A 12089-nucleotide genomic window follows, 5' to 3' on the forward strand; every position below is an offset into this window, starting at 1 on the left:
ATCAGACGCTCTTGAAGCCGAGACGTTCGCAAACCGTCTTCGACGCCCACGCGCCGTTGAGCGTGTAGAAGTGCAGACCCGGCGCGCCATCATCGATGAGACGGCGGCACAGGCCCGTCACCACGTCGACGCCGAACGCGCGGATCGACTCGCGATCGTCGCCGAAGCTTTCAAGCCGCCGCGCGATCCACTTCGGCACTTCGGCGCCGCACATGTCGGAGAAGCGCATCAGTTGCGAGAAGTTCGTGATCGGCATGATGCCCGGCACGATCGGCACGTCGACGCCGAGCTTGCGTGCTTCCTCGACGAACTTGAAGTAGGAATCGGCGTTGAAGAAGTACTGCGTGATCGCCGAGTTCGCACCCGCCTTCACCTTGCGCGCGAAGTTTTCGAGATCGGCTTTCGGCGACCTCGATTGCGGATGAAACTCCGGATACGCGGCCACTTCGATGTTGAACCAGTCGCCGTGCTCCTGACGGATGAACGCCACCAGTTCCGACGCATAGCGCAACTCGCCGACTTCGCCCATGCCCGAAGGCAGATCGCCGCGCAGCGCGACGATGTGGCGAATACCGTGCTCGCGGTACTGCAAGAGAATGGCGCGCAGACTGTCCTTCGACGAGCCGATGCACGAGAGATGCGGCGCGGCCTCGAAGCCTTCCGCGGCCATTTCGAGCACGGTGTCGAGCGTGCCTTGCTGCGTGGAGCCGCCCGCGCCGAACGTCACGGAGACGAACTTGGGCGAGAGCTTCTTCAACTCGGCGCGGGACGCGCGCAGCTTGTCCACGCCTTCCTGCGTCTTCGGCGGGAAAAACTCGAATGAGAGTTCGATCGGTTTCATGATGTTTTTTGACGCACGGCAGCGCGCGGTCCAACGTCAACCGAAGTTGCGATTCCCGAAGATCAGCGCCGACAGCAGCCACGACACGATGCTGTAGAGAATCGAGCCGAAGAACGCGGACCAGAAGCCCGATACTTCGAAGCCCTTCAACAGCGACGAGCACAGCCAGAAGCACAGCGCATTCACGACGAGTATGAAGAACCCGAGCGTGACGATGGTCACCGGCAACGTGAGGATGATGAGAACAGGCCGGATGATCGCGTTGATGAGACCCAGCACCACCGCGATGATGAGCGCCGTGCCGAAACTGCGGATATGAATCGAAGGCACGAGGTAGGTGATGATCAGCAGCGCGAGCGCGTTGATCAGCCATGTCAGCAGCACGGTCATCGAGAAATCTCCGGTTGATGCGTTGAATCGCGCGGGCGTGGTCGTCACGCCCGCGCCTGTTACGGCTGCCGTCAGCGTTTAATAGCGGTAGTGGTTCGGCTTGAACGGGCCGTTCTTGTCGACGCCGATGTAGCCGGCCTGCTCGTCCGACAGCACGGTCAGTTCCGCGCCGATACGGCCGAGGTGCAGGCGCGCGACCTTTTCGTCGAGATGCTTCGGCAGCACGTAGACCTTGTTCTCGTACTTCTTGCCCTGCGTGAACAGTTCGATCTGCGCGAGCGTCTGGTTCGTGAACGAGTTCGACATCACGAAGGACGGATGGCCCGTCGCGCAGCCGAGGTTCACGAGACGCCCTTCAGCCAGAATGATGATCTTCTTGCCGTCCGGGAAGACGATGTGATCCACCTGCGGCTTGATGTTGTCCCAAGTGTATTGACGCGTCGACGCGATATCGATTTCCGAATCGAAGTGGCCGATGTTGCAGACGATCGCGTTGTTGCGCATCGCCTTCATGTGATCGTGGTTGATGACGTGATAGTTGCCCGTCGCGGTGACGAAGATGTCGGCGCGGCTCGCGGCGTATTCCATCGTCACGACGCGGTAGCCTTCCATTGCGGCTTGCAGCGCGCAGATCGGATCGATTTCCGTGACCCACACCGTCGCGCCCAGACCGCGCAGCGATTGCGCGCAGCCCTTGCCCACGTCGCCGTAACCCGCGACGACCGCGATCTTGCCGGCGATCATCACGTCGGTCGCGCGCTTGATGCCGTCGACGAGCGATTCGCGGCAGCCGTACAGATTGTCGAACTTCGACTTCGTGACCGAATCGTTCACGTTGATGGCGGGGAACGGCAGGCGTCCTTCCTTTTCCATCTGATACAGGCGATGCACGCCCGTCGTGGTTTCTTCCGTCACGCCCTGAATGTGCGAAAGGCGCGTGGAGTACCACGTCGGATCGGCGTCGAGGTGCTTCGCGATCGACTTGTAGAGCGCGATTTCTTCTTCGTTCGTCGGCTTGGCGATGACCGAGCGGTCCTTTTCCGCCTTCGCGCCGAGGATGAGCAGCAGCGTTGCATCGCCGCCGTCATCAAGAATCATGTTGGCGAATTCGCCGTTCGGCCATTCGAAAATGCGATGCGAGAATTCCCAGTATTCGTCGAGCGATTCGCCCTTGAACGCGAACACCGGCGTGCCGCCCGCGGCGATCGCTGCCGCTGCGTGATCCTGCGTCGAGAAGATGTTGCACGATGCCCAGCGCACGTCCGCGCCCAGCGCCGTGAGCGTTTCGATCAGCACGCCCGTCTGAATCGTCATGTGCAGCGAGCCGGCGATGCGCGCGCCCTTCAGCGGCTGCTGCGCCTTGTACTCTTCGCGCGTCTGGATGAGACCCGGCATTTCCGTTTCGGCGATGTCGAGCTCTTTGCGGCCCCATGCGGCAAGCGACATGTCGGCAACGATGTAATCCTTGGAACCGTTGGAATCGAGAACTGCGGCGTTCATCACGCCCTCCTTTTCTAAAAAGACTAGAAATGTTGACGTGAGCGCCGTTCGATGCGGTGGCTCAGCGGGCGCCTTGACTGCCTGGCGCTTTCGAACCGTCCGGATTGAATGCTTCCGAGCCTGGCGGGCGGATTCGATGAATCGCCCGTCGCAACGCTCCTCGGAAACGAGCGTCGATTGTAGCAAAGTCTCGTGTGGCGAATGCGTTTTCGAGACGCCGAAGAGGGACTTTCGCGGCGCGCGCAAGCGCTCAGAAAGGCAGTACGGAAAGCACTGGCGCGAGCAGCACCATCACGACACCGGCGATCATCATCGTGAGACTCGCGACGACGCCCTCTTCGCTCCCCAGTTCGCGCGCCTTCGCCGTGCCGACGCCATGCGCCGCCGCGCCGAACAACGCGCCGCGCGCGAGCCGCGTGCGCAGCGGCACGAGCGCGAGCACGATTTCGCCGAAGAGCATGCCGCAGACGCCCGTCGCGATCACGAAGAGCGCGGTGAGGTCTTTGGGCGCGTGGATCTTGTCGGAGACGGCGAGCGCGAACGGCGTCGACACGGAACGCGTCGCGAGGCTGCGCTGCAATTCCGGCGACAGATGCAGCAGCTTCGCGAGCGCGAGCGAACCGCCGACCGCCACCAGAATGCCGACCGTCACGCCGACGGTCAGCGAAATCCAGTGCCGCTTGATGAGTTCGCGGTACTCATAGATCGGCACCGCGAACGCGACCGTCGCCGGTCCGAGCAGCCACATGAGCCAGCGCGTGTCGGTGTAATAGACCGAGTACGGAATGCGCGCAATCACGACGATGACCGCGAGCACCGCCGGCACGGCCAGAAGCGGCGTGAGCCACGGCCGCCGGAAGCGCGCGTACAGATGCTTGGCCGCGAAGTACAGCGCGACGGTCAGCACGAAGCAGCCGGCCGCGATGAGGCGCGCGGCGTCGTCTTCGAGAAGCGAGGCAAAGAAGTGGTTCATGTCCGCTCGCTCAGGCGCGGGCCGCGTGTCGCGCGACGAGCACACGGCGCAGGGCGAGACGGCGTTCCAGGCGCGCCGCACGGTCGACGGCGAACGCCACGGCCACCATCACCATCAACGTTCCGCCGACGACCACGAGCGCGAGCCGCCAGCCGTCTTCCATGAACAGGCCGCCGTACTGGACCGCCGCGACCGCCGCCGGGATGAAGAAGAGCAGCATGTCGGACAGCAGCCAGTCCGCGCCCGCCTTGACCCAGCGCGGCGCGACGCCGCCGCAGAACAGCAGCGCGAGCAGCGCGACGAGGCCGATCACGCCGCCCGGCACGGGCAGCGACAGCTTGCGCGCGACGAAATCCGCTACGACCCAGATCCCCGCGAGCGCGGCGGACTGCACCGCGACGCGCAGGAAGCGGGCGAAGGCGGACGGCGTTTTGATCGGCAGGGCGGTGGACATGGCGGCTCTCGTGGGCTGAAGGCGATTGATTAGGGTTATCCCGTAGGCTGAGTATATGGGCGCACCTTGCATAATAAAAATGACTTAACCTTATTCGAATCATTCCAAACTGGAATTCGGAGCCAACGATGGAATTGCGCGCCTTGCGGTACTTCATCGAAGTGGTGAAGCAGAAGAGCTTCACCGCTGCCGCCGAACACATGTTCGTGACGCAGCCGACCATCAGCAAGATGGTGAAGGCGCTGGAGGACGAGGTCGGCTCGCCGCTGCTTCTGCGCGAGGGGCGTCAGATGGTGCTGACCGACGCCGGCCAGATCGTCTATCAGCGCGGCGTCGAGGTGCTGGCGGCGCACGCGCGTCTGGAAGCGGAGTTGAACGATCTCGGCACGTTCGGGCGCGGCACGCTGACGATCGGTATTCCGCCGATGGGCGGATCGCTCTTCACGCCGGCCATCGCCGCGTTCCGTCGCCGTTATCCGAAAGTTGAGCTGAAGCTGTTCGAGCGCGGCTCGAAGGCGATCGAAGCGGCGCTCATCGACGGGGAGCTCGAACTGGGCGGCGTCTTGCAGCCGGTCGACACCGCGATGTTCGACGTCCTGCCCGTGAGCCGGCAGATTCTCTGGCTCGTCGCGCCGAAGGGTTCGCGCTGGGACGACGCCCGCGAAGTCGCGCTCACCGATCTCGCCGCCGAACCGTTCGTGTTCTACGGCGAGAGCCTCGCGCTCAACGACGTCGTGCTCAACGCGTGCCGTGAGGCGGGTTTCGCGCCGACGATTGTCGGCCGCAGCGGGCATTGGGATTTCATGGCGGCGCTCGTGCAGGCAGGCATCGGCATCGCGCTGCTGCCCGCGCCGTACTGCCGGCGTCTCGACGCGAACGCGTTCACCTGCCGTCCGGTCGTCGCGCCCGAGATTCACTGGGACATGGCGCTCGGCTGGCGGCGCAACGGTTATCTGTCGCACGCGGCGCGCGCGTGGATCGAGGTCGCGCGGGAAATGCTGCCCGCGAATCTGGATCAGGATTTCATGGCCGATGGCTTTCCGCGAAACCGGTGACATCCACGCAAAAAAAACGCGCCGGCCCGCGATGAGCGGACCGGCGCGTCATTTACAGCGGCTCGCGCGATTCCCGAATCAGTTCAGTTCCTTGAATTCGATTCGCCGATTCGCCGCGCGGCCTTCGCGCGTGGCGTTGTCGCCGATCGGATGCGCGTCGCCGAAACCTTCCGCCGTCAGCGTGTCGGCCGGCACGCCACGCTGGATCAGATACGAACGCACGGACCGCGCGCGCTTTTCCGACAAGTGGAGATTCACCGCCGGATTGCCCGAACTGTCCGTGTAGCCGCCGATCTGCAGCTTGATCGGCTTGCCGTTCGCGTCGCAATCCTTCAGCCCCTTCGCGGATTCGGCGAGTTCGTTCAGCGCCGCGCGCGGCAACTCGTTTGACGCGAAGCCGAACTTGATCGGACGCAGATTCAGATTCTTCGCGACGTCAGCGGCACTGCAATTCGCGGCAGCGTCCGACGCGGCGAGCGTTTTTGCGGCGGCGGTCGTGTCGGTTGCGCCGATCGTCCAGTCGTCGCCGAAGAACGCCTTCAGCTTGTCCAGCCAGCCGAGCTTCGAATCGCCCGCGCGGCCGCTCAGGTCGATCTTGTCGCCAACCACGCGCACTTGCGCGCCCGGCAGCGTCATGACCGGGAGCAGGCCGTCGAGTTTCGCGATCCACGCGGCGGGCTTCGTGTCCGGATCGACCGCGATGTCCGCCTTGAACTTGTCCGCGCCGAGCTTCGCGGCGAGCGTGTCGAGCAGTTCGCGGCGTTCGTGCTCGTCGTGGACGGTGGCGGTCAGCGTCGGAACGCCGGATGCGTCGACGACGAAGGACATCGTTGCGTCCTTGGAAGGCAGCGCGGCCGGCGCAGACGCCTGATCGGCCGCGGCGGCCGTCGCGCCCGTTGCCGTCTCGGCGCTCGCGTCGGAAGCGGCGTCCGGCTTCGCGACGGGCGCGGCGTCTTCCGGCTTGTTGTCCGTCGAGCAGCCGCGACCGGCCAGAACCGCGAACATCGCGAGCGCGGCAGCGGATGCGATCCACCACCATTTCTTCCGGCCCGCGTCTTCCTTCACGGCGTGATCGGCGGCGGCGGGCGCTTCCTGCGGCTGCGCGAAGACGGCGGCTTCCTGCGTCGCCGGATGTTCCAGATGCGCCGACACCGCCTTCAGCCGCGATGCGACACCCGCGAGAAACGCGCCGACCGAACCGAGACCGAGCGCGTTGGCGAACGCGTCGGTCATGTTCGCGCGCACGACCGGCAACTGATGGCCGAGCAGCGTCGGAAGCTGGCTGGGATTGCCGTTGTGCTGCGTGAGATAGCGCTTGAGCACGCCGAAGAGCGTCGCGCCGACCACGCCGGTCAGCGTGCGCGTGGCGCTCGCCGCGACGCCCGTGTATTCGGCGATGCGCTCGGCGAGCAGATTGAGATTGTCGCGCGAGGCGATTTCGGCATCGGCTTTTTCGCTGCTGTCGACGAGCGTCTTGAAACCCTCGTCCTGCACGACGAAGTGCGGCAGTTCTTCGGCGATCAGCGCGTTGGTCGCCGGCGACATGATCGCCGCGAACAGATGACGCGCGCCTTCGAGCGACGACGCCTTGTTCATCATCGCGCCGATCAGCGCCGGCCCGCACAGCGACACGACGCGCCGCGCGGATTCCGGCGCGCAGCCGATGCGCCCGGCGACATGCTGCAACACGCTTTCGGTCAAAGCGCCCTGGACAAGTTGATTGAGGTTGATGCTCATTGAGAATGCTTCCGTGAAAGGCGTTACTGCAATCGCCGGAATTAGGCGTGCCGATTATAGGTTCGGGTTCCGGCGCGTCATCGGGGCGGGATTAACAATCGGATTTATCTCAGTGAGCGGCGCTTTAGGAGCGCGCATCAAAAATTCCCGATCGATCCCGAAAAGAACGGTGCCTCTACACGGCCGATCCGTGCGCGGCCTATGATTCCTGAATTCGAGATGACGCCCGGACGGCCGATCCGCCGAAAGCGCTGTTGCGCGCGTCCGACAGCGACGAATCACCGCAGAAGGAGAGCGACGATGTCCGATCCCGCCGATCGCCCGTTCGGGCAAACCCACGACGTCACGAATCAGGCCTCGCCGCTCGTCGGCTATGACGCGTTCGCCTTCGATCCGGCGCTCGTCGCCGCCGTCGGACGCGAAGGCGCGCATTGGCATGTGCAGACGCTTTCGCGCGACGGGATGGCGCTGACGCAGCCGGACGTCGTCGCGCTGGCCGAGCTCGCCAACCGCCACGAGCCCGAACTCGCGACGCACAGTCCGCGCGGCGAGCGCATCGACGCCATCGCGTTTCATCCGGCGTGGCATGAACTGCTGCGGCGGCTGCGCCATGAGGGATTGCACGCGATGCCGTTCGAGCCGTCCGCGCGCGCCGGATCGATGGCCGCGCGCTGCGCCGGCTACTATCTGCACGGCCAGCTCGAATCGGGCTCGCTGTGCCCGATCACGATGACCTTCGCGAGCATCCCCGTTCTGCGCAACGAACCCGACCTGTTCGCGCGCGTTTCGCATGCGCTGCTTTCGCGCGAACACGATCCGCGCGACATTCCGCTCGAAGCCGGCAAGCATTCGATGATGATCGGCATGGGCATGACCGAGAAACAGGGCGGCTCCGACGTGCGCAGCAACCGCACGCGCGCGCACGCCATCGACAGAAACGGCGCGACGGGACGCGGAGGCGCTTATCGGCTGGTCGGTCACAAGTGGTTCTTCTCCGCGCCGCAATGCGACGCGCATCTCGTGCTCGCGCGCACCGCCGACGAAGGCGGCCTGTCGTGCTTCTACGTGCCGCGTTTCGCGCCGGACGGCCGCAAGAACGCGGTCCAGATCCAGCGCCTGAAGGACAAGCTCGGCAACCGCTCGAACGCGAGCAGCGAAGTGGAGTTTCTCGATGCTTACGGCGTGATGATCGGCGACGAGGGACGCGGCGTGCCGACCATCATCGAGATGGCGAATTTCACGCGGCTCGATTGCGTGATCGGCAGTGCGGCGCTGATGCGCGCGGCGCTCGTCCAGGCGATTCATCACGCGCGGCAGCGCAGCGCGTTCGGCGCGCATCTCGTCGATCAGCCGCTGATGCGCAACGTGCTCGCCGATCTCGCGCTCGAATCCGAAGCCGCGACGGTGCTATTCATGCGGCTCGCGGGCGCGTTCGAGCAGAGCGCCGCGCCAGGCGGAGCGCTCGCCGAACGCGCGTGGCGGCGCATCGTCACGCCCGCCGCGAAATTCTGGGTCTGCAAGCGCGCGCTCGAATTCACCGGCGAAGCGATGGAAGTCTGGGGCGGCAACGGCTATGTCGAAACCGGGCCGATGGCGCGTTTCTATCGCGAGGCGCCGGTCAATTCGATCTGGGAAGGCTCGGGCAACGTGATGTGCCTCGACGTCCTGCGCGCGTTCGAGCGCGAGCAGGACGCCGCGCACGCGCTCATCGACGACTGGAAGACGACGGCGGGCGCGCATCCGGCGCTGGCGGGCGCGCTGTCGTCGCTGATTGCGATGCTGACGGACGATCCGTCGATCCGGGAAGCGTCGGCCCGGCGCATCGCGCAGCAATTGACGTTGTGCGCGCAGGGCGTGCTGCTCGCGCGGCACGCGCCGCAGGATGTCGCCGATGCGTTCATCGAATCGCGTCTTGGCGACGCGCGCGGCGAAAACGGGCGCGTGTACGGCACGCTGCCCGGACGCTTCGATCACGCGGCGATCGTCACGCGGGCGTTCGCCGCCTGAGAAAGCGTCAGCGGATCGCCCGCCCCGCTTCCCTCAACGGCTCCTCGTTCTCCAGCCGATACACCCACGACAGCAATTCCGCGACCGCCTGATACAAGGCGGGCGGAATGTGCGCGTCGAGATCGACCTGCATCAGCAGCGACACCATTTCCGGCGATTCGTGCACGTACAGCCCCGCTTCCTTCGCGCGCTGCACGATCATGTCCGCGACGATGCCGTAGCCCTTCGCGACGACGCGCGGCGTCGCCTCGCGATTGCCCGCGTCGTAGGCGAGCGCCGTCGCCTGCCTGCGCGTGTACGGCGGATGATCCTGGCCGCTCATGTTTCACTCCCATCGCCGTGCGGCGGGTGGAACAGATGTTCGAGCGGCGAGCGCACCGGCTTTTTCGCGGCGGTCTTGTCGCCGGAAAGCGCGAGATCGGTCGTGCCGTCCATCGAACGCACGGACAGCGACGCGAGCGCGATGCCCGCCGCTTCGAGCTGACGCGCGAACGCGGCGCCGTCGGCGGCGAGACGGCGCGCGCCCGCGTCGCCCGCCTTGATGCGCGTGACGAGCTTGTCGCCCGACAGCACCAGTTCGGCGTCGACGGTGCCGAGCGCGGGCAGCGACAGCGTGATGCGCGTGCGCCAGGCGCGTTCGTCGGCGGCGTCGTCGGAAGCGCGCTGATCGCGCGGTTCGCGGGCGACTTCCCACTCGAAGCGCGTGCCGGGCCACGCCTCGCCCTGCCAGCGGAATTGCTCGTTCGCGAGCACGTCGAGTTGCTGACGCACGACATTGAGCGTCGCCGGATGGATGCCCGCCGCGAGCGACGCCTGCAGCGCCGATTCGTGCCGGCTCGGTTGCGCCGTCTGCGCGTTGGCGCCGTTCGCGGTTCCGTTCTGCGAATTCGAGAGCTCGGACGGCGACGCATCGCGCACCGACGCCGCGAGCGCGGCCGCCTGCTGCGGCGTCTGCGGCGTCGCGATCGGGCGGCCGTGGAAATCGGGCAGATCGGGCGCGAGCTGCGGCGCGCGGGCATCGTCGAGGCCGGTGTCGGCCGGCGTGACGGCGTTGGCGAGCTCGAACGGCAGGGACATCGAACGGGCATCGACGCGCGCCTGCGGTTCGTTGCCGAGCGACGCCGCGCTGCGCTGGCCCGCGAGCCATTGCACCAGATGCGATTCGTAGAAAAGCCCGCTTTCGCCGACGGTCCTTGCGAGCGCCGTCGCCAGCGCGGCGGCGGGCAGCGGCGGCAGATTCTGCGTCGCGGCGCGCGCGGCCGCCACGGCGGCGGCATTGGAGGAGAAAGCGGTATCGAAGAGGCCGGTCGTGAGCGCGGCGAAGGCGCTCGCGGGGCGCGGCGGCGTCGGCCAGAGCGGGGCGTCGCCGGTCAGCGCGGGCGTCGCGCCGCCGAAGCGCGAAATCACGTCGAGCGTGCGCGCGACGCTGGAAAGCTCGGTTTGCGCCGACGCCGCCGGTCCCGCCGCCACGGCGGGCGCGCCGACGGTCTGCGGCATGTCCGGCTGCGTCGTCTGCCCGACGCTCGTGCCCGTCACGCCGCTGCCGCTCACGCCGCCCGGCGCGCGAATCGCGGACATCAGGAGCTCGGTGCGGCTGGCGAGCAACGATGCGATCGCAGAATCGAGTCCAGTCATGCCCCCATCCTCGTAAGCGCCGGCCGGATCGTCCGGCTGGCGCGGAACCGCGGCTAGCGCAGTCCGATCATTTTCTTCAGTACGCGGGCCGGGCTGTTGACCGTGAAGAGCGCGGACAGGCGCGCGAGACTCGGCGAGGTCAGATCGCGGATCGCGGCGTCGTCGGCGAGAATCTTCTTCACGAGGTCCAGCTTGCGTGCGCGGGCGGTTTCGTCGAGATCCGAACCGGTATCGACTTCCTTCAGGCGGTCGACCAGCTCGCGATAGGTGCCCTGCAACGCCTTCAGCTCGCTCCATTCGCCACCGCGCGCGGCCACCAGCATCTGACCGGAAACCGCCGCAATGGCCTCGTAGTGGGCGAAATATTCTTGTGTCGTCTTCATTCTTTCGAGGCAGTCGACGCTCATACCCGTCATGCGGGCACGGCGGTCATTTGCGCCACTTCCTGTCCAATTCCGACCCAGGCTTCTTCCAGCGTCGCGAGCAGGCCGTCGACTTCGACGAGCATCGACTCGTTCTGCTTGATGTTCGCCTCGAGCAGCCGGCGCGTCATATACGTGTACAGCGCGTCCAGCCGTTGCGCGATCTCGCCGCCCGCATCCTTGTTGAGCGCCTGCTGCAATCCGCTCTCGATGATGCTGATGGCCTTGCCGATCGCCGCGCCGCGCGCGCCGACGTTGTTCTGCTGCAGATGCATGCGCGCCTGCGCGATCGCCTGACGCGCGCCTTGATACAGCATCACGATCAGCCTGTGCGGGCTCGCTCCGATCACCCCTGTCTGAACGCCCACGCGTGCGTAGGCGCTGGCTCCTGCGTGTCCTGGGGAATACATCTCTCGGGTTCTCCTTATGCGATGCCGCAGCGTGCGCGGGCTTCAAGCGGACGCCGTGCCGCTCGTCCTGATCCGTGTGGGTCCGGTAAAACCGGTGAGAGACGAGCGTGCCGCCCGCCTCAAGCGGGCGAACCATCGTTCGCCGTGCCGTTACCGGGGTTATCGGAAAAACGCGGCAAAGCTTTAGGACTCAAGGCTCTAGAGCAATCGCGAGGATCGAGGGACGGATCGTGTGAAGACCGTCAGACGGAGATCTGCATGATGTCGTTGTAGGCCGACACCAGCTTGTTGCGCACCTGCAGGCCGAACTGCAGGCCGACGTTCGCCTTCTGCATGTCGACCATCACGTCGTTGAGCGACACGTTCGGCGCGCCGATTTCGAATGCGTGCGCCTCGCCGAGTGCCTTGTTCTGGTTGTCGCTGATCTTGTCGATGGACGATTTCAGCGCGTCGGCGAAGCTGCCGGCGCTCGCCGCGCCCGATGTCCCGCTCTGCCCCATGACGGCGCCCGACGCGACGGACGCGGCGTTTGCGGCGCCGGTGCCGCCGGCGGCTTGCGACGCCATCGACTGAATGGCCGACATAGCCGAGGAAAGCGGATTGATCGGAAAGTTCATGTTGACTCCGGATGACAGGAAATAACGGGTGCCGCTCGTGGCGGAGAC

The 12089-nt window shown here is 65.8% G+C and carries 13 protein-coding genes and 1 riboswitch; of the genes, 2 read left to right on the top strand and 11 right to left on the bottom strand.

Features of this window, described 5'->3' with window-relative positions:
- Position 1: 1 nt before the first annotated feature.
- The 5 genes from metF to QCE49_RS13060 all read right to left on the bottom strand — a co-directional run bounded on the left by metF (position 2) and on the right by QCE49_RS13060 (position 4158).
- A complete protein-coding gene (metF, locus tag QCE49_RS13040) occupies positions 2 to 841 on the bottom strand; it encodes a methylenetetrahydrofolate reductase [NAD(P)H] (protein ID WP_008352607.1) in 840 nt (279 codons plus the stop codon).
- A gap of 36 nt (positions 842 to 877) precedes the next feature.
- Positions 878 to 1231 carry a phage holin family protein gene (locus QCE49_RS13045; RefSeq protein WP_008352606.1) on the bottom strand — a complete coding sequence of 118 codons (354 nt, stop codon included), beginning with the start codon at positions 1229 to 1231 and terminating at the stop codon, positions 878 to 880.
- Between the two features lie 78 nt (positions 1232 to 1309).
- Positions 1310 to 2731 carry an adenosylhomocysteinase gene (ahcY, locus tag QCE49_RS13050; protein ID WP_008352605.1) on the bottom strand — a complete coding sequence of 474 codons (1422 nt, stop codon included), beginning with the start codon at positions 2729 to 2731 and terminating at the stop codon, positions 1310 to 1312.
- Positions 2732 to 2763: 32 nt separating this feature from the next.
- Positions 2764 to 2899, bottom strand: a riboswitch (S-adenosyl-L-homocysteine riboswitch).
- 82 nt (positions 2900 to 2981) lie between these two features.
- Entirely contained in the window at positions 2982 to 3704 is a 723-nt protein-coding gene (locus QCE49_RS13055; protein ID WP_008352604.1) for an LrgB family protein, read from the bottom strand.
- A 10-nt stretch (positions 3705 to 3714) separates the two neighbouring features.
- Entirely contained in the window at positions 3715 to 4158 is a 444-nt protein-coding gene (locus tag QCE49_RS13060) for a CidA/LrgA family protein (RefSeq protein WP_034473259.1), read from the bottom strand.
- A gap of 128 nt (positions 4159 to 4286) precedes the next feature.
- On the opposite strand from QCE49_RS13060, the gene QCE49_RS13065 reads away from it, so the two are divergent.
- Positions 4287 to 5213 carry a LysR family transcriptional regulator gene (locus QCE49_RS13065; protein ID WP_008352602.1) on the top strand — a complete coding sequence of 309 codons (927 nt, stop codon included), beginning with the start codon at positions 4287 to 4289 and terminating at the stop codon, positions 5211 to 5213.
- 78 nt (positions 5214 to 5291) lie between these two features.
- Here the strand turns inward: QCE49_RS13065 and QCE49_RS13070 are convergent, their stop codons facing one another.
- Positions 5292 to 6950, bottom strand: a complete 1659-nt coding sequence (locus QCE49_RS13070; protein ID WP_250457108.1) for an OmpA family protein — start codon at positions 6948 to 6950, stop codon at positions 5292 to 5294.
- A 300-nt stretch (positions 6951 to 7250) separates the two neighbouring features.
- Between QCE49_RS13070 and QCE49_RS13075 the strand changes: the two genes are divergently transcribed.
- Positions 7251 to 8957 carry an isovaleryl-CoA dehydrogenase gene (locus tag QCE49_RS13075; RefSeq protein WP_250435320.1) on the top strand — a complete coding sequence of 569 codons (1707 nt, stop codon included), beginning with the start codon at positions 7251 to 7253 and terminating at the stop codon, positions 8955 to 8957.
- Between the two features lie 7 nt (positions 8958 to 8964).
- Here the strand turns inward: QCE49_RS13075 and QCE49_RS13080 are convergent, their stop codons facing one another.
- The 5 genes from QCE49_RS13080 to fliE all read right to left on the bottom strand — a co-directional run bounded on the left by QCE49_RS13080 (position 8965) and on the right by fliE (position 12041).
- On the bottom strand, positions 8965 to 9279 hold the full coding sequence (locus tag QCE49_RS13080) for an EscU/YscU/HrcU family type III secretion system export apparatus switch protein (protein WP_008352596.1): 315 nt from the start codon (positions 9277 to 9279) through the stop codon (positions 8965 to 8967).
- Complete coding sequence (locus tag QCE49_RS13085; protein WP_008352594.1) at positions 9276 to 10592, bottom strand: flagellar hook-length control protein FliK; 1317 nt, start codon at positions 10590 to 10592, stop codon at positions 9276 to 9278. The genes QCE49_RS13080 and QCE49_RS13085 overlap by 4 nt, the downstream gene beginning before the upstream one ends.
- 53 nt (positions 10593 to 10645) lie before the next feature.
- The gene (locus tag QCE49_RS13090; protein ID WP_033536661.1) at positions 10646 to 10975 is read right to left on the bottom strand and encodes a flagellar protein FliT; all 330 of its coding nucleotides are present in this window, start codon (positions 10973 to 10975) and stop codon (positions 10646 to 10648) included.
- A gap of 29 nt (positions 10976 to 11004) precedes the next feature.
- Positions 11005 to 11424 carry a flagellar export chaperone FliS gene (gene fliS / locus QCE49_RS13095; protein WP_033536660.1) on the bottom strand — a complete coding sequence of 140 codons (420 nt, stop codon included), beginning with the start codon at positions 11422 to 11424 and terminating at the stop codon, positions 11005 to 11007.
- A 242-nt stretch (positions 11425 to 11666) separates the two neighbouring features.
- A complete protein-coding gene (fliE, locus tag QCE49_RS13100; RefSeq protein WP_008352588.1) occupies positions 11667 to 12041 on the bottom strand; it encodes a flagellar hook-basal body complex protein FliE in 375 nt (124 codons plus the stop codon).
- Positions 12042 to 12089 lie beyond the last annotated feature (48 nt).

Source organism: Caballeronia sp. LZ008 (assembly GCF_031451435.1).
Classification (GTDB): Bacteria; Pseudomonadota; Gammaproteobacteria; order Burkholderiales; family Burkholderiaceae; genus Caballeronia; species Caballeronia zhejiangensis.